The sequence below is a fragment of the Acinetobacter sp. WU_MDCI_Abxd143 genome (genome assembly GCF_025514195.1).
GTDB classification, from domain to species: domain Bacteria; phylum Pseudomonadota; class Gammaproteobacteria; order Pseudomonadales; family Moraxellaceae; genus Acinetobacter; species Acinetobacter pittii_H.
The window spans coordinates 1-20,562 of the sequence record NZ_JAHPTH010000022.1; the positions used below are offsets into that span (position 1 = coordinate 1).

Genomic DNA, 20,562 nt, shown 5'->3' on the forward strand with positions numbered 1-20,562 from the left:
CTGTTCAGCTCACAACCAACAATGTGAGTGATTCACAGGTACTTGGTGATTTACTCGATCAGATTCCACAAGATGAGCGGATTGACTCTGTTTATACCGATGGAGCTTATGACACCAAGCAATGCCGTCAGGTCATTGCAATTGCAGATCGGCAAGCGCATGCGGTGATTCCACCTAGAAAAAATGCGAAACCATGGAAAGATACAAAGAGTAGCTCGCTAGAACGAAATGAATTACTTCGAACAGTTAAACGTTTAGGCAGGACACTATGGAAAAAATGGTCAGGCTATCATCGGCGAAGTTGGTTGAAACTAAGATGCATTGCATCAAATTATTAGGAGATAAACTCAGTGCAAGGAGTTTTGATAGCCAAGTCAATGAGATTCATGCACGTGTAGCAGTGCTCAACAGATTTACGGAATCAGGTCGACCATTTACCCAAGTTACGCCTTAAATTTGGCTCAATTAGGGGCGCTTTGCATTTCAAATCTTTGTGCAACAAAGCCCTTAAAAACAAGAAAAAGAGGATTGATAAAATGATGATAAAAAATAAAAAAGCGCCTGATGGCGCTTTCCTTTAATCATATTTATGGCGTCAGAATCACTTTACGACAGTCTTCTTCTTTTTTATCAAAAATACGGTAACCTTCCGCAGCATCTTCCAGTTTCATGCGATGGGTAATAATCAGATCTGGAGACAGATCTCCATTTTCGATATGTTCTAGCAACTGCGGCAAGTAATTATGCACATGAGTTTGTCCCATTTTAAAGGTTAAACCTTTGTCAAAGGCATCACCAAACAGGAAGCCGTGAATTGGACCGGCATAAACTCCAGGTACACTCACCACACCGCCGCGGCGGACCGCTGCAATACATTGTCTTAACGCTGAACCACTCGAACCTTCTAATTTCAGGTTAGTCATTACAGTTTCCAGCATGCTGCCTTTGGCTTCAAAACCGACCGCATCAATGACGGCATCGACTCCACGATAACCCGTGGTATTTTGAATGATAAATTCAGCGGCATCGACTTCATCAAAATTGACCGGAATCACCCCATAGGTTTGATGTGCGAAACTCAGACGATAAGGATGGTGATCGACCATAAAAATTTGCTCGGCACCGAGCATCCGCGCACAGGCAGCAGCCAGCAGACCGACTGGGCCAGCACCATAAATCGCCACACTGGAACCTCGACCAACTTGGGCATTGTTCACTGCTTGCCAGGCGGTTGGCAGAATATCAGTCAGGAATAATACTTTTTCATCAGGCAGGGAACCTGGCACTTTAAATGGTCCGATATTGCCCTTGGGAATCCGTACATATTCAGCCTGACCACCCGGTATACCACCATACAGATGGCTAAAGCCAAATAAAGCTGCCCCTGGTGGAATCTGTTTTTTATTGAGAATTGCACCACGGCCGGTATTGGTATTTTCACAGGCAGCCATTAGTTCATGTTCACAGAAAAAACAGTGACCACATGCAATCACGAAAGGAATAATTACCCGGTCGCCTTTTTTGACTTCTGTGACTTCAGGGCCGACTTCTTCTACAATTCCCATAAATTCATGGCCGAAAATATCGCCATCTTCAGTGGCCGGAATTTTACCCCGGTATAGGTGCAGATCTGAGCCACAGATGGCAGTCGCTGTCACCCTTAAAATGACGTCATCTGGTTCCTGAATCACTGGATCTGGAACGGATTCAACTCGTACATCCCGAGCACCATGATAGGTAAGAGCACGCATGCGGATTTCCTCTTTCTAGTTCAACATTAAACAGACTCGTATCAAGGCTGCCAAAAATAAAAAACACTTTTATTAGAGCCTTATGCACCAAGAAATCGCTGTAAATTAATGTATGAAATAAGACATCCGAGTGTTTAAAAAATAAACTTATATAGGGTTTACGTAATTCGTGACCTTATGTGTCGAATGAATAGAAAAGAACAGAATTAAAGAAACATCTAGTAATTTCTATAACTTATAGATTGTTAATTCTGTGCTATCTATTATTTTTAGAAATAAATGTCCCTAACATAATCATAGAGGTACTAACTCCCCCTATTACTAAACTCATGAGTATTATTTCTATACTTAATATCTCTGTCCAATGGCTATGGTCACTCCACGGAATATATATGCCATGTCCAAATAAAAAATTTATAGTGCATAAAATAAGGAAGCTAATGAGAGTGGATATTATCAAGGTAACTATAAGATTTTTCCAAACCTCCTTATTTTTAGAAAGAGTTATTACTTTAATCGTTATACTCTGTAAATAAATATCGTAGATTTCAGCTCTAAAAATTTGATTTATTTAACAATATTTTAGTATTTGGCGTATTTTGCCACTGAATATTATTTGATTAGTACACAAAATAGTGAACAGAAACTAGCTGTGGTTTCTTGTTGGCTTTCAAAGATCTTTAGTTTATAAGCCCACCTCACTTTCCTTGAGTGGGCTTTTTTTTATGCTATTGCTTCGCTCGGCAAATATTTTTTAAACAAAAAAATGATAAAGAAGCCTTTTAGATACATCTTTTAAACATTTTGATTCATATTGCATTTATAATAAATATGCTAACTAGTTGTTCCATTCCCTCAGAGGTTAGTAAAAACTATTGTTTCAGCATGAAATAATGATTTGGCCCACTTCTGTGGGTTTTTTAATGCCTTAAAACGCTCTCGTTTGCCCTCTAAGGTCTTTTTCATTTCATATTTTTTACAATTATGATTAGTCAAGAAATGGATCAGATATGAAGTTAACGCGCTTAAATGGTTTAATCACTTATAATTGATTCATGAATCCTTTGTTTTTCCTTGTCATTTTCTATCTTAACGGCTAAGGCTAATACAATTATCATTGTGATGAGACAGATTATTTTGATCTTCATTTTTCTGCCTCCACTTAGAAATAACTTAATGAATATTAGCATTTTAACTCGATACTTTGAAGTATGATTAAGCCTTGTTTCAAAGTCGAGTTATTTTGCGAGGCGGTGATCTCATTAGTAATGATAAAAAATAAGTAAAGTACCACTCACCTGATATTTTTTAGGGTCGATTAGGCACCAGTCATAGGTTTTTTCTTTAATGTTATTCGGTTCAAATAAGTACACAGCTTTTTAGTCATAATTCTGATTAATATTTTTCCATCACACTCTTTGATTTGTAGCGGATATTTTTAAGTATAGTCATATCAACTCTATGTTCGTCTAGTTCATCTTTGCTTGGTACATACAGGAATATTGCCAAAAAGAACACCATAAGAGAGCTTGTAATCAGAGAAAAGGTAGGGGCAAAATTTTAATGCCAGTTGATCGCTCGTAGATACTCGCTCGGTTCGGCACTGTTGCAAATAGGGATCTGAGTCGATGATTTTCCCTTCAAAAAAGCTTAGAGACCGAAAACTTTATTTACTAGCCAAACTTCTCCTAGAATATTACCGTTATAAAATAATGAAGCTTGTGCTTTGCGTAGAGCACGCATAACCTCAATACCTTTAATTGTGGCATAAGCCGTTTTCATAGACTTGAATCCCAACGTAGCCTTGATGATCCGTTTAAGCTTGCCATGATCACATTCAATCACGTTATTCTTGTATTTAATCTGTCGATGCTCCAGATCTTCAGGACACTTTCCTTCGTGTTTTAGTCGCGACAAAGCACGGCCATAGGTATGAGCCTTATCAGTGTTTATGACTCGTGGAATCTGCCATTTTTTGACATGATTCAAAATCTTACCAAGAAAACAATAAGCTGAATGGGTATTTCGTCTAGCAGAAAGATAGAAATCAAGAGTATGGCCACGTTGGTCAACTGCTCGGTATAGATATGCCCATTTGCCATTCACTTTTACGTAAATTTCATCCAGATGCCATAAATGTCGATCTTTAGGATTACGCCAATACCAACGTAAACGTTTTTCCATTTCAGGAGCATAACGCTGAACCCAACGATAAATCGTGGTGTGATCGACATTTACTCCCCGTTCAGCGAGCATTTCCTGAAGTTCACGATAGCTGATGCCATATTTACAGTACCAACGGACGGCCCAAAGAATGATTTCGCCCTGAAAATGACGACCATGGAAAGCATTCATCTGCTGATCCTTTAGCTAAAAGAGTATTTAGCTTACCATCAGCAGCTATTTGCAACAGTGCCACAATTGCCAATAAAGGGACAATCAACAAGTCTTCAAACAGCAGAATCGAGACAATTTTTTGTCCGCGTGGTTGAGCAATGTCTCCACGATCTCCCAAAAGTTGCATTACAATTGCAGTCGAGGTGAGTACAAAGCCTGCAGCACACACAAAACTCACTTGCCAAGAATAGCCATAGACCAAGCCTACAGCCGTTAGCCCCAATGAACAGGCACTAATTTGTAATGTACCTAATCCAAAAATTTCTTTTCTTAAACTCCATAAATACGATGGACGCATTTCTAGTCCAATCACAAACAGATACATCACAATACCAAGCTCAGCGATATGCAGAATAGACGCAGAATCGTAGAAAAATGCCAGTCCAAATGGACCAATAATTAATCCTGCAATTAAATATCCCAATACCGAGTTTAATCCTAGGCGCTTGATTAAGGGGACTGCGATCACTGCAGCCGTGAGCAATATGACAGGGGATAGAAGGCTGATTGAAACGTACCGGGTTTGTCGGAGACTTTTTTATTTAAGTTAGGCCACCTGACCTAACGGGTTAATCTTATCATAGTACATTGCTTCAAACTCAAAAGGCGATACATAACCCAGTGCACTGTGTACACGCTTTTTATTGAACCAATCTACCCAGTTTAGTGTCGCAAGTTGTACATCTGCTAAACCTTGCCAAACTGCTTTTAGATATTCAATCACCTATGTTTTGTATAAGCCATTCACCGTTTCAGCCAAAGCATTATCGTATGAATCGCCTGTCGTACCGACTGATGCTCGTAAATTTGCTGCTTCTAAACGATTGGTATAGCGAATGGAAAGATATTGCACACCTCTGTCGGAATGATGAATCACATTCTTTGGCATGCCTCGATCATGCAATGCTTGCTCCAATGCATCGAGCACCATATCTGTATTCATCCGTGTAGATACTTTCCATCCAACAATTGCTCGTGAAAACACATCAATAATAAAGGCGGTATAGACCCAGCCTGAATGAGTTTGAATATACGTAAAGTCACCGACCCATAGTTGGTTTGGATGATCAGCACTAAAATTACGTTTCACTAAATCATCTGCCCGTTTTTGGTCATCTCGGCTACGGGTAGTTTGTTTATTCTTACCACGCCAAACACCTTGTATACCTAGCTTCTGCATCAATCGAGCAACTGTACAACGTGCAATCACATAGCCTTCACGTTTCAGTTGTTGCCAGACCTTACGCACACCGTATCGACCTGAACTTTCTTTCCAAATTCGCTTGATCTCCTCAGCATGATGCAAGTCATGTAAATCTCGTTTCGCTCGATGTTCTGGATTTACTGTGAGATCTAAAGTCCGGTAATAGGTTGAAGGTGCGATCGGTAAAATTCTACAAATCGCCTCGACTCCGTACAGCTGTTTATTATTATGGATAAAATCCACCATTATTTGTGTGGGCGGTCGAGCTCCGCCTGGGCGAAAAAAGCGGCTGCTTTACGTAGAATCTCATTGGCGCGTTGCAGTTCTTTATTTTCGCGTTCGAGTTGTTTGATACGTTCTTGGTCTGAAAGCTGCTGTACTTTAACTGGATTTTGTTTATCTAAATATTTTTGATACCAAACACGTAGTGTTTCAGGACTACAACCTATCTTGGGAGCAATAGCGGTGATCGCAGCCCAATTCGATGGATAATCTTTTTCAGATTCAATCAATAATTGAACCGCTCTTTCTCTGATTTCAGGGGTATATTTTAATTTTGTCATCGGGATAGTCTCTCAGAATATTGACTCTCCGACAAACCCGGTACGGTTCACTACTTTGAAAAGTGATATGTGCTGAAAAAAACAGGAGAAATTGTTACTTATGTTTGGGGTAAAAGAGATATAGCTATAGTCCAACGACTAAAGGAAAAGTTGAAACAGTTAAGTATTCACTATACCCGAATTTCAAGTAATCAATGGGATAGTTTTATCACTGCATTTAAAGACTGTCAGCAAAGTATTGGTAAGTTTTTCACTATAGGTATTGAGGGAAATAATTGCAAAATAAGGTATCGGATTAGATGTGTTAGTTCAGTATTGAGTGTGGCTTTAGCAAGAATACGGATATTAATGCTTCTCGCAATATTCTAGCGGTAGGACATACCACTTTGTCTGTGGAGGAAAGATGCGGTAAAGGTCGCTTTGTGAAGCAGAAAGCATGCCTAAATCCGTGAGGAAGTCGCCTAAGAGCTTTTGCTTTTAAAATCCCTGAGAAACATGTTTCGTAAAGAGTTAGTTGAAAGTGGGGGGAGTATGTTAGAAGTTTAATTTTATAAGCTATTGTAAAGATTCGGAAAGTTAATTATAGCATCCAGTTGCAGAGCCAATAGTGACTTCATTTAATCTCAGCATACTTTTTGAAACACTACCTAAATTTTTAAGGTTTATAAAAAATATTGTTCTTTTTTATACTATGGGGTACTATAGTATCAATGCTAGCAAATAAGGAGGTCTGATGCCTAATCAGGTCGAAGACAAAAAAAAGATTCTTCTACGCGTCAGAAAGATCAAAGGTCAGACACAAGCGATTGAAAAAGCGCTAGAAGACAATGTGGAATGTGGTGCGATTCTGCAACAAATATGCTCTGTGCGTGGTGCTATTAATGGTCTAATGAATGAGATGTTAGAGGTTCATTTAAAGGACACTTTAGTATCAGGTGAAACCACAGAACAACAACGAAAAGAAGAATTGGCTGAAATCGCCAAGATTCTAAAATCATATTTAAAATAGATCTGTATAAGGAATTATTCCATGAAGTCACGTGCTGCCGTTGCGTTTGGTCCTGGTCAACCTCTTCAAATTGTTGAAGTTGATGTTGCACCACCGAAGAAAGGTGAAGTATTAATCAAGATTTCCCATACCGGTGTGTGTCATACAGACGCATTTACTTTATCTGGCGATGATCCTGAAGGTGTTTTTCCGGCTATTCTCGGGCATGAAGGTGCTGGCGTTGTAGTTGAGGTGGGTGAAGGCGTGACTAGCGTCAAACCAGGTGATCATGTAATTCCACTTTACACCGCTGAATGTGGCGAGTGCGTATTCTGTAAATCTGGAAAATCGAACTTGTGTATTTCCGTTCGCGAAACTCAAGGTAGAGGCGTAATGCCAGATGGCACCACTCGTTTTTCCTACAATGGTCAACCGATTTTCCACTATATGGGCTGCTCAACGTTCAGTGAATACACGGTAGTGGCAGAAGTATCATTGGCTAAAATCAATCCTGAAGCCAATCACGAACATGTCTGCTTACTAGGTTGTGGTGTAACAACGGGTATCGGTGCAGTACACAACACGGCTAAAGTACAAGAAGGTGATAGTGTTGCGGTCTTTGGTTTAGGTGGTATTGGTCTAGCAGTCGTACAAGCCGCACGTCAAGCTAAAGCAGGACGTATTATTGTGGTTGACATGAATCCAGATAAATTTGCGCTGGCAAAAGAGTTTGGTGCAACGGACTTCTTGAACCCTAAAGACTACGATAAACCGATCCAGCAAGTCATTGTCGAAATGACTGGCTGGGGTGTAGATCATTCATTTGAATGTATTGGTAACGTGAATGTGATGCGTGCAGCCCTTGAAAGTGCACATCGTGGCTGGGGACAATCCGTAATTATTGGGGTAGCTGGCGCAGGTCAAGAAATCTCTACCCGTCCATTCCAACTGGTTACTGGTCGTAAATGGTTAGGTTCTGCTTTTGGTGGCGTAAAAGGTCGCACGCAACTTCCAGGAATGGTTGAAGATGCCATGAAAGGTAAAATTCAATTAGAACCATTTGTGACACACACCATGGGCTTGGATCAGATCAATGAAGCCTTTGATCTAATGCATGAAGGTAAGTCAATTCGTACTGTAATTCATTACGAATAATTCCGTCAGACCTTATACTTTTCCATGCATGTGAATCATGATTGACATGCATGGAATCCTCTAAAACGGCACATCATCTGTAAAACAGATCTATCTATGTATCCATCATGTATAGGTTCAACAAATCTGCCTACATTTTAAATCTTTATCACTATTCTCTGTGGAGAATGTCAGACTCTTTGTTTACTCGATTTCTCATGAAGTCTTGCTCAACATAGGTAATTGATTATGGAAATAATTGAGAAACATGCTTCTTTTGGTGGATCGCAAGAAGTGTATCGCCATCAGTCAATAGCACTAAACTGTTCAATGAAATTCTCAATATATCTGCCACCTCATGACAAAGATGAGCAGTTGCCAGTTTTATATTGGTTATCAGGACTGACTTGCAACGAACAGAACTTTATTACTAAAGCCGGAGCACAAAAGTATGCGGCTGAACATAAAGTCATTATTGTTGCACCAGATACCAGCCCACGTGGAGAGGATGTACCAGATCATGCAGATTACGATTTAGGCCAAGGCGCAGGATTCTATGTAAATGCAACACAAGCACCCTGGTCACAGCATTTCAAAATGTATGATTATATTGTGGAAGAGCTCAGAAATCTGATTGATCTGAATTTTCCGACCAACCAAGTCCAAAGCATTATGGGGCATAGCATGGGTGGTCATGGTGCATTAGTTATTGGGTTAAAAAATCCTGAGCTGTATAAAAGTATTTCTGCTTTTGCACCAATTGTTGCACCTAGCCAAGTACCTTGGGGGAAAAAGGCTTTCACACACTACCTAGGTGAAACCGAAACTTTATGGAAAAGCTATGATGCGATTGAATTAATCAAAAACGCTGAAGTTCATTTACCTATTTTAGTCGATCAGGGAACAGCTGATGATTTTCTTGAAGAACAGTTAAGGCCTAAGCTGCTTAGTGATATTTGTTTGGAACAAGAATATCCTCTTACACTTAACCTAAGAGAAGGGTATGACCATAGCTATTACTTCATTGCGAGCTTTATAGAGAAACATATAGAGTTTCACAGCAAATTCCTAGCTAAATAACTTTCATAGATATGAGGATGTACAATGTTGTTCTTGAATGCTTCTTGAGCAATATAATTTCCAGATGAAGAGGTCAGCTTATAAATCTAAGGACGAATCAATTGATCCTTATATAACTAAGATTGAATTTAATCATCTCATATCTTAATTTTTTGATTCAAATGTTAATGGGATTAACTTGAATAAATTCATAGCATTATGTCGAAATAAAAAACCAGATTTTGGCTCAGCTATGGGAATTTTTTTTAACTTTTATACAACAAAACTTTCTGACATGCATCCATTAGCAATGTCAGAATCGTTTTAATTCTAATCAATTGTGGAGTTTTAGTCATGCTTAAAACAGCTTTATATGTCCGCCTTGAAGCTAAACCTGGTAAAGAAGACGAAGTGGAAGCTTTCCTTAAAGCCGGTTTACCTATTGTAATGGAAGAACCTGCGACAGTTGCGTGGTTTGGCCTACGTCTTGGACCTACAACATTTGGTATTTTTGATGCATTTCCTGATGAGGCGGGTCGCGAAGCACATTTATCTGGCAAGGTTGCAGCTGCTTTGATGGCTCAGGCCGATGAGCTATTTTCAGAGCCACCGTCTATTGAAAAAGTAGATGTTTTGGCGAGTAAACTACCAGCTCATACCGACGCTTAAATGTATGAGGGTGCTGCCTGAAATTTTGAATGAAAGGCAGCACTTCAACCCTGTGATGTTTGTCGGAGGCTTTTTATTCAAGTTGGGCTACTTTATTTAATGGCTTAATCTCATCATTTACATGGGTCAATATCAAAACAGGGTAAATAAACGAATGCACCTATGTACATGCTTTATATTGAACCAATCTATGTAATTTAGTGTCGCATTTGTACATCTGTTAAACCGTGCCAATCTGCTATTAAATTTTCAATCACCTCTGTTTTGTATAAGCCATTCACTGTTTTAGCCAATGCGTTCACGACCATGTCAGTATTCATACGTGTTGATACCTTTCATCCAACAATCGCTCGTGAAAATACATCAATAATAAAAGCGGTATAGAACAAGCCTGAATTTTTTAACCATCACTAAAGTTGCAAGCTGAAATAATTTTTATAAAAATAGACGACTGGTCTATTTTTATGTATAGTTAGCACATGGTGTAGGCAAAAGCCGTAGTGTTGTCCGATTTTTTAAAAGTTTATTTGATGAATAACGGTGGTTTTTCAAATCAATTAACTGATCATCCTAGGATAAAAATATGCTGAATTTTAACTTTTATAATCCGACCCGCATTATTTTTGGTGGCGATACAATAGCTAAAATCAATGACTATGTGCCTACAGAAGCAAAAGTATTAATGTTGTTTGGTGGTGAAAGTGCACGTAAGAATGGTACTTTAGCTGAAGTGCGTGAAGCATTAGGTGCAAGAGAAATTCATGAATTTGGCGGAATTGAGCCGAATCCGAGTTATGAAACCCTCATGAAAGCTGTAGAGCTGATTCGTGAACAAAAGATTGATTTCTTGATGGCTGTCGGTGGTGGATCGGTAATTGACGGTACTAAATTTATTGCAGCAGCAGTCAATTATACAGGGGATACATGGGAGATTTTAGAAACCCATGGTAATAAAATTACCCAAGCTTTGCCTTTTGCGAGTGTACTCACCCTTCCGGCAACTGGTTCAGAAATGAATAGCGGGGGGGTAGTAACCAGAAAATCGACCCAAGCCAAATTGTCATTTAGCAGTCCCTATGTTTTTCCGCAATTTTCCGTACTAGATCCGAATAAAACCTTTAGCTTGCCGACGCGCCAGTTGGCTAATGGTGTGGTGGATGCATTTGTTCATGTCATTGAACAGTACTTAACTTACCCTGTGAATGCACAAGTACAAGATCGTTTTGCCGAAGGTCTATTGCAAACTCTGATTGAGATTGGACCGAAAATCTTGGAAGATTCAGCAGGTTATGACACGCGTGCGAATTTGATGTGGGCTGCTAGCATGGCACTGAATGGGCTGATTGGAGCTGGTGTACCACAAGATTGGTCAACCCATTTGATTGGACATGAGCTCACGGCTTTACATGGTATTGATCATGCTCGTACCTTGGCCATTGTGTTGCCGGCCAATCTACAAGTGCGTCGTCAAGAGAAGCGAGAAAAATTACTACAGTATGCAGCTCGTGTCTGGCAGATTGTCGAAGGTGATGAAGAACAACGTATTGATACTGCTATTGCTCGTACTCGAGCCTTCTTTGAGCAACTTGGATTGCCGACTCGTCTTAGCGATTATGGACTGGGCGAGACAGATATTGAGATCATCATTACGCAACTTAAATTACACAATCCGACACAGCTAGGCGAACATAAAAATGTTTCATTAGAGATCAGTCGCCAAATTCTTGCGACGAGCATCTAAATAAGCGTATCTGGCATGCTCATGCCACACAGCAAGTGATCATGCAACAATGCTCCTCAATTCTGAAAATTATCGGAGAAATAACATGAAAATTTTAGTCGTTTTAACCTCACATGATCAACTTGGCAATACTGGTAAGAAAACAGGTTTCTGGCTAGAAGAACTTGCTGCACCGTATTACGCCTTTATTGACTCTGGTGCTGAAGTTACGCTGGCGTCGCCTCAAGGTGGGCAGCCACCACTAGATCCTAAAAGTAATTTAGCCGATGCGCAAACTGAAACCACTCATCGTTTTGAAGCAGATCCAACTGCAAGGCAAGCATTGGCACAGACGCATAAACTTAGCGAAATTTCTGTAGCTGATTATGATGCAGTGTTTTATCCAGGCGGGCATGGCCCATTGTGGGATTTAGCAGAAGATCCGATTTCAATTTCTCTGATTGAACAGGCGATTCAGTCTGGCAAACCTGTTGCAGCAGTGTGTCATGCCCCAGGTGTTCTTCGTCATGTGAAAGCGAGTAATGGAGCGCCTTTAGTCAGCGGTAAATTAGTGACTGGTTTCACTAATACTGAGGAGGCCGCTGTAGGGTTGACTGAAATTGTACCATTTTTAGTCGAAGACATGCTTAAAGAAAACGGTGGTCATTATTCTAAAGTAGATGATTGGCAAGTACATGTTCAAGTAGATGGCTTGCTGGTTACTGGACAAAATCCAGCCTCTTCTGCTGCAACCGCTACAGCATTACTTCAATTGTTGAAATAAAGAGTAGCTAGTGTCTGTTGTGGTGCTTAGCAGTGAATAACTTCTGACTCTGAGCAATGGGCGCAATAAGCAAAATAACCCTCACTTAATGGTGAAGGGCCTGAGTGAATAGCTTTCTTTCCTTTATTTTTCTATATACAGGAAAGAAGGGTATTTTTTTAATTTAGATCAATTAAGTCATGATTACTTGGATACAATGAAATGAAAGCCAGCAAACTTTTTCAAAACTTAAGCTTAGGCCCTTATGTTTTGCAAAACCGTATTGTATTGCCACCATTAACGCGGTCGCGCAGTACTCAGCCAGGGAATATTCCAAATGAATTAATGGCAACCTATTATCAACAGCGTGCCGGGGCAGGATTTATGGTCACCGAAGGTACGCAAATCGAGCCACGTGGTCAAGGCTATGCTTGGACGCCCGGTATTTACAGCCCTGAACAGATTGCTGGATGGCGTAAAGTGACTGAAGCAGTGCATGCTAAAGGAGGCATTATTTTTGCACAACTTTGGCATGTTGGGCGTGTTTCACATACATCTTTGCAACCCAATCATGCATCACCGGTCGCACCCTCGGCTATTAGGGCTGATAGTAATGTTAAAGTGTTTATTGAGACCGGGCCTAATGCTGGAACCTTGGCTGATCCTTCAATGCCACGTGCTTTAAGCAATGCAGAAGTTAAAGAATTAGTGCAACTCTATGCTCAAGCAGCACGCAATGCCTTGGCTGCTGGTTTTGATGGGGTTGAAATTCATTGTGCAAATGGTTATTTGGTGAATCAATTTATCTCTGCACATAGTAACCATCGTGAAGATGAATATGGTGGATCACTAAACAATCGTTTGCGTTTTTTACGTGAAGTAGTAGAGGCAGTTGCTGAGGTGGTTGGTGCAGATCGTTTAGGAGTGCGTTTTGCCCCGCTATTTGAAAGTACAGAGGAAGATCGTGTTTACATAGGGTTGGTTGAAGATGATCCACATGTGACTTATATTGAAGCCATAAAAATACTTGAAGAAGTTGGGATTGCCTATTTATCGATTGCAGAAGCTGATTGGGATAATGCACCAGAACTTCCTCATGATTTTCGTAGAGATGTCAGAGACACTTTCAGTGGTCGGATTATTTATGCAGGTCGATATACGGCAGAAAGAGGGACTCGAATTTTAGAGGCAGGTCTGGCCGATTTAATTGCATTTGGACGCCCATTTATTGCGAATCCAGATTTACCCGATCGTATCGCCAATGGCTGGCCATTGAATGCAGTAGATGCAAGCACTATGTATGGTGGGACGGAAAAAGGCTATATTGATTATCCAGCTTACGCAGATTAATATTGACTTAATGAGTTATTTTGCCAACCACAAAGGTTGGCAAAATAACGACTTAGGATTGCTGTTGCCAGCACAATTTCTTCTTAAAACAAATTCTTAAAATTTTTTAGCCGTGTAATGAGCCAACTTGCCAGTGGGAAAGAAATCAGTTGCGTTACTGGCACTAATACTATGACTTCAATCAACACCATCATCGGGAAACTTTGATGCTGAGTAATTGGCTTTAATAAAGTGAGTACCAGTAATAGTGTGGGATATAAGCCTAAATATCCGACTAAAATACGAGTCATGAGGGCTTTAGAAGGAGAATTCATTGTGCGCTATACTCATGGATTGTAAATTGATCTAATAGCAACACATTAATAAGTAATCATTGGGCTGCTGTCATTAATTATGTAATTGATATTTAATCTAATTTTTACGAAACTTCACTTTTTAATAGAAATTTAGTTGCTCTCAGAGCTTGATGTAATGGTGTTTTATCTTTTTGCAACTTACTCAATAATGCTGCACCTAACCACATTTGGTAAAGTACTTGTGCCAAAGTCGAGGCCTCAGTATCTGCTTGGATAGACTGATCCTGTTTTCCCAAATCAATTAAACCAGCAATACGCTCGATTACATCATCCACGCCAGCGGACATAATGGAGCGCATATCTTCAGATAGATCGGCAACTTCTGCGGCAAGTTTCACAATTAAACAACTATCCGCCCAACCACACTGTGTTTCAGGATCTTCTATCCATAAATTAAAATACTCAATCAGCTTTTGATAAGGAGATTTATCGCTACGCCATACATCATTTAAACGGACTTGGTAATTATCCACATAATGCTTTACCAATTCACATCCGAAAGCTTCCTTGGATTGGAAATAATGATAAAACGAGCCTTTGGGGATCTCACAGCTCTGTAAAATTTCCTGTAATCCTACACCAGTAAAACCTTTATGCAAAATCAGGTCTGAACTGGTGTTAAGAATGTGTAAGCGCTTCGCTTCAGACTTTTTAATAGGATTAGGCTTCATATTAATTATTTACTCTATTATAAAAAATAGACCAGTCGTATTGTTTTTTATTATAACTCCTCTACAATGGATGTAAAGAAATTTTAATCATAATTCTTGATTGTGAAGGGAAGTAATTCTAAATAAAACATGGAGTTATGTGTGTGAAAACAGTTATTAATCAACGCATCGTTTTAGCTAAACGGCCAGTGGGTGAGCCAAAACACAGCGATTTTCGTATTGAACAAGTTGAGCTCAATGAACTTAAACAAGGCGAGATATTGTTAAAAACCATTTACTTGTCACTCGATCCTTATATGCGTGATCGCATGAGCGATGCTCCTTCATATGCAGCACCGGTTGAAATTGGCGAAGTGATGGTCGGTGGAACAGTCAGTCAAGTAGTGGCCTCTAAAAACCCAAAATTCAAAGAAGGCGAGTGGGTTCTTTCAGGAAATGGCTGGCAGGGCTACGCAATTTCTAATGGGACTGCATGTCAAAGCTTAGGTATGCAACCTGAACATCCATCTTGGGCATTGGGTATTTTGGGAATGCCAGGATTTACTGCTTATATGGGGTTGTTGGACATTGGTCAGCCTAAAGCCGGTGAAACTTTAGTCGTTGCAGCTGCAACGGGACCTGTTGGTGCTACGGTTGGACAGATTGGCAAACTTAAAGGTTGTCGCGTGGTTGGCGTCGCAGGTGGGCCTGAAAAATGCCGTTATGCAGTAGAAGAACTCGGCTTCGACGCTTGTATCAATCATCATGATGAAAATTTTGCAGAACAATTACAACAAGCAGTTCCGAACGGTATTGATATTTATTATGAGAATGTAGGGGGTAAAGTGTTTGATGCGGTATGGCCATTGCTTAACTCTGCGGCACGTGTACCGGTGTGTGGTGTGGTTTCCCAGTATAACGCTACCGAGCAAGTACAAGGGCTAGACCGTTTACCGGGCTTTATTTCCACCCTTTTAAAAAAGCGTATTCGCATGCAAGGCTTTATTATTTTTGATGATTATGGCAGTCAGTATCCGGAATTCTATCAGCAAATATTTGAATGGTTGAAAGACGGAAAAATCAAATATAAAGAGCATATGGTGCAAGGTTTAGATAACACGATCAATGCTTTCAATGGTATGTTGAAAGGCGAAAACTTTGGCAAAGTGGTTGTAAAAATTTAAAAAAATAGGAATTATCATGATTAAACTACATCATTTAGATCAATCACGTTCTTTTCGCATTTTGTGGTTACTTGAAGAAATCAAGCAGCCCTATGAGCTGAAACGCTATTATCGTGACTCAAGCACGCATTTGGCCCCTGAATCTTTAAAAACCATCCATCCTTTAGGGAAATCTCCAGTATTGGAATGGGATGGCAAAGTTATTGCAGAGTCAGGCGCAATCGTTGAGTTATTAATTCAGAAACTTGCGCCGCATTTAGCACCAGATATGGATGAATCTACTTATGTCGATTATCTACAGTGGATTCATTTCTCAGAAAGCTCTGCCATGCTGCCATTTTTGTTAAAAACGTTTAATGCGATAGAAACCAAGCAAGGCACGAAGTTGGTATTTCTAGAAAATTATACTCAAGTTGAGTTCGATAAGGTATTTGGCCATTTAAATGAATATTTAAAAGATAAAGAATTTCTAGTGGCAGACCGTTTAACCGGTGCTGACTTTATGATGGGCTTTGGACTACATGCTTTAGTTTATCATATGGGACAAGGTGAAAATTATCCCCATATCCAACGTTATGTAGCAGGTTTAAGCCAACTACCTAGCTGGCAAGTCGCAGTACAAATTGAACAAAATGGTGTGAAAAGTCAAAAATAGCAAAATTGTTTTTTTAACGCAATTGAGAAAAAGAATCATGATTGACAAGTACATATGATTATAAAATAACCTGACACTTATTTAAAGTAAACGCCTAATGAATTTCATCGGGCGTTCTCTATTTTAAAGATAAGGAATTACCATTATTTAAGACAAGTTTCGCCTATTCTTTCACTGCAAATTCCTATCAAAAGAGCTTGAATATCACGACGGTTACGTTGAAAGATATAATCAACTTTTGAAAGAAAAGTGACTAACGCACAGCAAGATTAAATTATTCCTTGGGGTATTAAACAAGTAATCTATATCATTTTAATAACATAAACACATATGCGTAAAAATCACGCCCCGCTTAACTGGCAATAGTTTTTGAACCCTCGTATAAAAGCTTAAAAGAATCTAGCAAGTCTTTATTTAATGTTAATACTCATCCAGTATTGAGGTTTTTTATCTTTTCTTGCCTGTGATCTAGGTTGTAATACTCTAATTTCATACTCACCTGAAGCAGGTAAAATATAAATACCATTATCATCAAGCTCTGGAGAATATTCTCCAATATTGATGGAGTCTTTTAATTGATTACCCCATAAGTAAGCTTCAACATTTCCTCCAGTCAACTTCACTTTTAACTTTTGCCCTTTTTTAGCATAAAATTTGTAGGAATCATACTTGTATCCCTCTATCCTTCCGTAATAATTTGCAGAGTAAGCTTTTTTTGCAAACTTAACTACAACAGTCTTTCGTATATCATTGTTATCATTTGCAAGTACGGCTGGGCTAAGCATAGTTAAAGTTAGGGCCATAAAAGCACCAGCTAGTAATTTCGTATTCGCTATTTTCATAAGGTTACCTTAATTCTTGTATCGCCCCTGACATAGTAACATAAGTAATAAGTAACCATGAATCATGGAACAGAACTGTGAATAGTCATAACATAGAGTTGCACTTCAAATGCTAATTTAAGACTTGCGAAATCAATGGTTAATTAATTGGTCACTAAGGAATAGCCAATCTAGATATAAAGTTTATTTAACAAATACTTATAAAAATATATGATGCGTATCATACGCATCATATATAAAGCGTTCTATTTTGATATAATTGATCCAATCAACCCCTTATTAGGTTTCATTTAAATTCCATGAGTCTTACTGATATTAAAGTTCGCCAAGCTCATTGCAAGGAAAAAACCTGTTTTTTATCCGATGAAGATGGGCTTAGCCTGAAGATTGAGCCGAGTGGAAGAAAATCTTGGTGCTATCGCTATACAGATCCACAAACTAAAAAACGTCGACGCATTCAGTTAGGTCTTTATCCTGATTTATCGCTGAAAAAGGCACGACAAGTCAGAGATGACTTTAAAGACAATAATTTCTGTTTTGAACATGATACTGCCTCTAATCTTATCACCTTTGGTAAGGTCGGGGAGGAGTGGTTACAGTTCAAACTGAAGAATGCCTTCAACGATCTACCCCGCTGTGGTGTACTACAGTTAGCAGAAAGATGCTTACAGCAAGATATTTATCCAGACCTTCAGGATTTACCTTTTCAAAACATCAAGCGCTATGACCTGGTTTCAGTAATCAAAAAAATAGAGGGACGCCAAGTAAAAGAACCTGTCAAAAAAGCTTGTAGTTATTTGAACCAAATTTATGACTACGCTGTAGCGATGGGTTATTGTGAGTTCAACATCGCTCATGGTTTAAATAAAATCACCATTAACAGCAAAATCAAGAAAAATTATCCGTATTTGAAAGCGGAGGAAATATCTGATTTTAAGAATAAATTACAAAAATTGGATGCCCATCCCATTATTAAAAAAGCACTGATGTTCAAATTACATACTGGCGTGAGAGGGGCCGAATTGTTATTGGCTGAGCCTCATCATTTTGATTTAAATGAAAAAATCTGGAAAATACCTGCCTTGCATATTAAACAGTTTCGACGAAAAGTTATATTAGGCCATGAGATTCCAGATTTTTTAGTTCCACTTTCAAATCAGGCTTTAGAGATTTTGAAAGACGTCATGCAGTGGTCATACGGTGAAAAATACCTTTTTGCTAGCCCTCGCAAACACAATCAACCGATTCATTTTAATACTCTAAATATGGCCATACGTAAGATGGGGTATGGCAAACATCAACTATCTTCTCATGGATTACGTTCTACTTTTAGTACCATTTTGAATGACTCAGGTTTGTTCCAAGATAATTGGATTGAGGCACAACTTTCACATATTGATAAGAACCGTACCCGTGCCAGCTATAATCACGCTGACTATTTAGCTCAACGGACTGAAATGATGCAGTGGTGGGGTGATTATTTAAGTACTAGTAAGTGAAAATCGTACTTTTATACATAAACTTAAAACATGATGGGGTGTCAAATGAATAGTAAACAATATACTTACCGTGTTAAATGGTCAGCTGAAGATAATGGGTATGTTGGGTTATGTGCTGAGTTTCCATCATTGTCTTAGCATGATGCGGATCAGTCTAAAGCATTCTCAGGAATAGAGGAGCTCGTTGCTGATATTGTCGCTGATATGATTAGCAATAATGAAAAAGTTCCTACACCACTCTCCGGAAAAATATAGTAGGCAATTTATTGTCCTTGTTCTCAGTGGTTCAACAATAACTTGCCCTCGAAGCTGCAGAACGTAGTGTGGGCATGAATCGTTTAGTATCAGTAAAAAGAGCTATGTAATTTTAGTCTTTACTAAAGTCTAGTAGGAGTGAGTGATAAAGCAGGAACAAGAATTTATGCTTCATATATTCTGTAAATCGTATGAATTTGAATTAATAGGTATTTTAAAAGAAAGTTTTCTTTGATTTAGTGTTTTTATATAAAAAAATAATTTTTAAAAATAACTTAGGCTAATTGATAAACACTATCTGGAAAGATTAAAAGAAAATATTTTTTAATTTCTGCTAATTCATTTAAGGCAGGTTCTCTTTCTAGCAGTTGAAATGTCCAAATAAGTACAGCCTGATGATTATCATAGCAAGTATTTACTCCAAGAAAATTAGCCAATCCATAACTTCTATTGATGTTCATTTCTTTAATTAATTGATTTCCTAAGTCACGAGCTTGCTGGCTGATTAATAACTCATTTGGTAACACGGCGGTCATCTCCACAAAAAAATCTAATGCAGGTTCAATCCTTATATTTAAAAAGTTATAATTTAATTGAAATGGATAAAATATACTTTCTATAAGTTGTAATAACCTGCTGTAGGTTAATTTTAGCAAAGTATTACTCAGGCAACAACTTCAAATAACCCACAGCAAGTTATTTTTTGTAAATTAATTTAAATATGATTACTTGTAAGTTATCTAGCCTCATGGGCGATAGAAAAATTTTAAAATTAAGTGAAGTGGTGCATGCGACAGGAATCAATCGTAATACGCTGACAAGTATGTATTATGACCGTGCTATACGTATCGAATTGCCAGTCGCTGATAAGTTATGTAAATACTTTAACTGTACGATGAATGATTTGTTTGAGTTTAAGGAAGAAGTTGAAGAAAAAGATTAACCAATACTTCTTTTGATAAGTTTTCTCTACAGGTCTAATACTGAACTTTATAAAATTTCATCGAAAACAGAGATTTACTTTATTATTTATATAAAAGAATCAATCGAATGATAGAGGTTTTTTTCTTATAACTTAATCAAGAAGAGGGCTAATGACCCACAATAGCGGTAACTATTGTGGGTTTGTTCCATGTAATGCAAATTGCAGTACAAGGAATTTAAAATGACTTCACTGCTGATCTTACGTTGCCCTTGTACTTATTGCAAGATTTTTAGTCTTTTTACATGATTTTTCATTTAACCATTTAAATTTCTTCTTTTTATCATTTTGATAATTTTAAGTACCCGATCTTGACGTCATAGTGTTTGAGATCGAACGTTCGATAGATGTCCGCAATCCATCGAATAGCTGAACCTCATTTGAGGTTCGCAGAGAGTCCAATATATTTTAGCTCAAGGACTCTATGATTGCTTTGGGATTTCTAATTCTAAATGGCTTTGTTACACAAAGATTTAAAAGTTAAGACTTCTCATATCTACTCAAATTTAAGTGACAACTCGGGTATGTGGTCTGCCTAAGT

At 38.6% G+C, this 20,562-nt stretch carries 18 protein-coding genes, 6 pseudogenes and 1 other annotated feature; of the genes and pseudogenes, 15 read left to right on the forward strand and 9 right to left on the reverse strand.

The features are described 5' to 3' along the window. Positions 1 to 454: pseudogene (locus KTI79_RS18560) on the forward strand (IS5 family transposase); the annotation flags it as partial. A gap of 133 nt (positions 455 to 587) precedes the next feature. On the opposite strand, the gene KTI79_RS18565 reads toward KTI79_RS18560, so the two are convergent. The 4 genes and pseudogenes from KTI79_RS18565 to KTI79_RS18580 all read right to left on the reverse strand — a co-directional run bounded on the left by KTI79_RS18565 (position 588) and on the right by KTI79_RS18580 (position 5,915). Beyond that, positions 588 to 1,751, reverse strand: coding sequence for a zinc-dependent alcohol dehydrogenase (locus tag KTI79_RS18565; RefSeq protein WP_001202406.1), 1,164 nt, complete (start codon positions 1,749 to 1,751; stop codon positions 588 to 590). 1,650 nt (positions 1,752 to 3,401) lie between these two features. After that, on the reverse strand, positions 3,402 to 4,106 hold the full coding sequence (locus KTI79_RS18570) for an IS6 family transposase (RefSeq protein WP_032056240.1): 705 nt from the start codon (positions 4,104 to 4,106) through the stop codon (positions 3,402 to 3,404). Then, complete coding sequence (locus KTI79_RS18575; RefSeq protein ID WP_079263707.1) at positions 4,039 to 4,656, reverse strand: cation:proton antiporter; 618 nt, start codon at positions 4,654 to 4,656, stop codon at positions 4,039 to 4,041. Before KTI79_RS18575 ends, KTI79_RS18570 begins: the two co-directional genes overlap by 68 nt. A gap of 39 nt (positions 4,657 to 4,695) precedes the next feature. Beyond that, positions 4,696 to 5,915, reverse strand: a pseudogene (locus KTI79_RS18580) (IS3 family transposase). Beyond that, positions 5,524 to 5,640 (reverse strand) — a sequence feature (AL1L pseudoknot). It overlaps the preceding pseudogene by 117 nt. 75 nt (positions 5,916 to 5,990) lie before the next feature. Between KTI79_RS18580 and KTI79_RS18585 the strand changes: the two are divergent. The 6 genes and pseudogenes from KTI79_RS18585 to KTI79_RS18605 form a co-directional block, all read left to right on the forward strand. Then, a pseudogene (locus KTI79_RS18585) lies at positions 5,991 to 6,215 on the forward strand (IS1 family transposase); the annotation flags it as partial. A gap of 14 nt (positions 6,216 to 6,229) precedes the next feature. After that, positions 6,230 to 6,380 (forward strand): annotated as a pseudogene (locus KTI79_RS19200) (RNA-guided endonuclease TnpB family protein); the annotation flags it as partial. Positions 6,381 to 6,648: 268 nt separating this feature from the next. Further along, on the forward strand, positions 6,649 to 6,924 hold the full coding sequence (locus KTI79_RS18590; protein WP_001133624.1) for a metal/formaldehyde-sensitive transcriptional repressor: 276 nt from the start codon (positions 6,649 to 6,651) through the stop codon (positions 6,922 to 6,924). A gap of 21 nt (positions 6,925 to 6,945) precedes the next feature. Then, positions 6,946 to 8,058, forward strand: a complete 1,113-nt coding sequence (locus KTI79_RS18595; RefSeq protein WP_032056238.1) for an S-(hydroxymethyl)glutathione dehydrogenase/class III alcohol dehydrogenase — start codon at positions 6,946 to 6,948, stop codon at positions 8,056 to 8,058. 228 nt (positions 8,059 to 8,286) lie between these two features. Next, a complete protein-coding gene (gene fghA / locus KTI79_RS18600; protein ID WP_032056237.1) occupies positions 8,287 to 9,117 on the forward strand; it encodes an S-formylglutathione hydrolase in 831 nt (276 codons plus the stop codon). Between the two features lie 333 nt (positions 9,118 to 9,450). Beyond that, entirely contained in the window at positions 9,451 to 9,765 is a 315-nt protein-coding gene (locus KTI79_RS18605) for a putative quinol monooxygenase (protein WP_032056236.1), read from the forward strand. Positions 9,766 to 9,838: 73 nt separating this feature from the next. Here KTI79_RS18605 and KTI79_RS18610 read toward each other — a convergent pair. Further along, positions 9,839 to 10,163, reverse strand: a pseudogene (locus KTI79_RS18610) (IS3 family transposase); the annotation flags it as partial. A gap of 185 nt (positions 10,164 to 10,348) precedes the next feature. On the opposite strand from KTI79_RS18610, the gene KTI79_RS18615 reads away from it, so the two are divergent. From KTI79_RS18615 to KTI79_RS18625, 3 genes are all read left to right on the forward strand, one after another. After that, complete coding sequence (locus KTI79_RS18615) at positions 10,349 to 11,506, forward strand: iron-containing alcohol dehydrogenase (RefSeq protein WP_032056235.1); 1,158 nt, start codon at positions 10,349 to 10,351, stop codon at positions 11,504 to 11,506. Positions 11,507 to 11,591: 85 nt separating this feature from the next. Beyond that, a complete protein-coding gene (locus KTI79_RS18620; protein WP_032056234.1) occupies positions 11,592 to 12,269 on the forward strand; it encodes a type 1 glutamine amidotransferase domain-containing protein in 678 nt (225 codons plus the stop codon). Between the two features lie 201 nt (positions 12,270 to 12,470). Further along, on the forward strand, positions 12,471 to 13,598 hold the full coding sequence (locus KTI79_RS18625; RefSeq protein ID WP_032056232.1) for an alkene reductase: 1,128 nt from the start codon (positions 12,471 to 12,473) through the stop codon (positions 13,596 to 13,598). An 83-nt stretch (positions 13,599 to 13,681) separates the two neighbouring features. Here the strand turns inward: KTI79_RS18625 and KTI79_RS18630 are convergent, their stop codons facing one another. Both KTI79_RS18630 and KTI79_RS18635 read right to left on the reverse strand, forming a co-directional pair. Beyond that, entirely contained in the window at positions 13,682 to 13,912 is a 231-nt protein-coding gene (locus tag KTI79_RS18630; protein ID WP_032056230.1) for a hypothetical protein, read from the reverse strand. Between the two features lie 104 nt (positions 13,913 to 14,016). Further along, complete coding sequence (locus KTI79_RS18635) at positions 14,017 to 14,625, reverse strand: TetR/AcrR family transcriptional regulator (protein ID WP_086375730.1); 609 nt, start codon at positions 14,623 to 14,625, stop codon at positions 14,017 to 14,019. A gap of 143 nt (positions 14,626 to 14,768) precedes the next feature. Between KTI79_RS18635 and KTI79_RS18640 the strand changes: the two genes are divergently transcribed. Next, complete coding sequence (locus KTI79_RS18640; protein ID WP_032056228.1) at positions 14,769 to 15,788, forward strand: NADP-dependent oxidoreductase; 1,020 nt, start codon at positions 14,769 to 14,771, stop codon at positions 15,786 to 15,788. Positions 15,789 to 15,804: 16 nt separating this feature from the next. Beyond that, positions 15,805 to 16,443, forward strand: coding sequence for a glutathione S-transferase family protein (locus KTI79_RS18645; RefSeq protein WP_000593330.1), 639 nt, complete (start codon positions 15,805 to 15,807; stop codon positions 16,441 to 16,443). 410 nt (positions 16,444 to 16,853) lie between these two features. Here KTI79_RS18645 and KTI79_RS18650 read toward each other — a convergent pair whose 3' ends face one another. Then, positions 16,854 to 17,285 (reverse strand): PPC domain-containing protein, encoded by a 432-nt coding sequence (locus KTI79_RS18650; RefSeq protein ID WP_000684951.1) that lies wholly within the window; start codon positions 17,283 to 17,285, stop codon positions 16,854 to 16,856. A gap of 299 nt (positions 17,286 to 17,584) precedes the next feature. Here KTI79_RS18650 and KTI79_RS18655 point away from each other — a divergent pair, with 299 nt between their 5' ends. Next, positions 17,585 to 18,784 (forward strand): tyrosine-type recombinase/integrase, encoded by a 1,200-nt coding sequence (locus tag KTI79_RS18655; protein WP_000059636.1) that lies wholly within the window; start codon positions 17,585 to 17,587, stop codon positions 18,782 to 18,784. A gap of 33 nt (positions 18,785 to 18,817) precedes the next feature. Then, a pseudogene (locus KTI79_RS18660) lies at positions 18,818 to 19,039 on the forward strand (antitoxin HicB). Between the two features lie 275 nt (positions 19,040 to 19,314). Here KTI79_RS18660 and KTI79_RS18665 read toward each other — a convergent pair. Continuing rightward, positions 19,315 to 19,566, reverse strand: coding sequence for a hypothetical protein (locus KTI79_RS18665; RefSeq protein WP_000937271.1), 252 nt, complete (start codon positions 19,564 to 19,566; stop codon positions 19,315 to 19,317). 194 nt (positions 19,567 to 19,760) lie between these two features. On the opposite strand from KTI79_RS18665, the gene KTI79_RS18670 reads away from it, so the two are divergent. Further along, positions 19,761 to 19,982 carry a helix-turn-helix domain-containing protein gene (locus KTI79_RS18670; RefSeq protein WP_000627021.1) on the forward strand — a complete coding sequence of 74 codons (222 nt, stop codon included), beginning with the start codon at positions 19,761 to 19,763 and terminating at the stop codon, positions 19,980 to 19,982. Positions 19,983 to 20,562 lie beyond the last annotated feature (580 nt).

What these genes read in the sequence shown, in the direction of transcription:
- KTI79_RS18570 (WP_032056240.1), bottom strand. Translation starts at nt 4,106, where the DNA reads ATGAATGCTTTCCATGGTCGTCATTTTCAGGGCGAAATCATTCTTTGG.
- KTI79_RS18645 (WP_000593330.1), top strand. Translation starts at nt 15,805, where the DNA reads ATGATTAAACTACATCATTTAGATCAATCACGTTCTTTTCGCATTTTG.
- KTI79_RS18670 (WP_000627021.1), top strand. Translation starts at nt 19,761, where the DNA reads ATGATTACTTGTAAGTTATCTAGCCTCATGGGCGATAGAAAAATTTTA.
- KTI79_RS18615 (WP_032056235.1), top strand. Translation starts at nt 10,349, where the DNA reads ATGCTGAATTTTAACTTTTATAATCCGACCCGCATTATTTTTGGTGGC.
- fghA (WP_032056237.1), top strand. Translation starts at nt 8,287, where the DNA reads ATGGAAATAATTGAGAAACATGCTTCTTTTGGTGGATCGCAAGAAGTG.
- KTI79_RS18590 (WP_001133624.1), top strand. Translation starts at nt 6,649, where the DNA reads ATGCCTAATCAGGTCGAAGACAAAAAAAAGATTCTTCTACGCGTCAGA.
- KTI79_RS18625 (WP_032056232.1), top strand. Translation starts at nt 12,471, where the DNA reads ATGAAAGCCAGCAAACTTTTTCAAAACTTAAGCTTAGGCCCTTATGTT.
- KTI79_RS18565 (WP_001202406.1), bottom strand. Translation starts at nt 1,751, where the DNA reads ATGCGTGCTCTTACCTATCATGGTGCTCGGGATGTACGAGTTGAATCC.
- KTI79_RS18620 (WP_032056234.1), top strand. Translation starts at nt 11,592, where the DNA reads ATGAAAATTTTAGTCGTTTTAACCTCACATGATCAACTTGGCAATACT.
- KTI79_RS18605 (WP_032056236.1), top strand. Translation starts at nt 9,451, where the DNA reads ATGCTTAAAACAGCTTTATATGTCCGCCTTGAAGCTAAACCTGGTAAA.
- KTI79_RS18595 (WP_032056238.1), top strand. Translation starts at nt 6,946, where the DNA reads ATGAAGTCACGTGCTGCCGTTGCGTTTGGTCCTGGTCAACCTCTTCAA.
- KTI79_RS18630 (WP_032056230.1), bottom strand. Translation starts at nt 13,912, where the DNA reads ATGAATTCTCCTTCTAAAGCCCTCATGACTCGTATTTTAGTCGGATAT.
- KTI79_RS18655 (WP_000059636.1), top strand. Translation starts at nt 17,585, where the DNA reads ATGAGTCTTACTGATATTAAAGTTCGCCAAGCTCATTGCAAGGAAAAA.
- KTI79_RS18635 (WP_086375730.1), bottom strand. Translation starts at nt 14,625, where the DNA reads ATGAAGCCTAATCCTATTAAAAAGTCTGAAGCGAAGCGCTTACACATT.
- KTI79_RS18650 (WP_000684951.1), bottom strand. Translation starts at nt 17,285, where the DNA reads ATGAAAATAGCGAATACGAAATTACTAGCTGGTGCTTTTATGGCCCTA.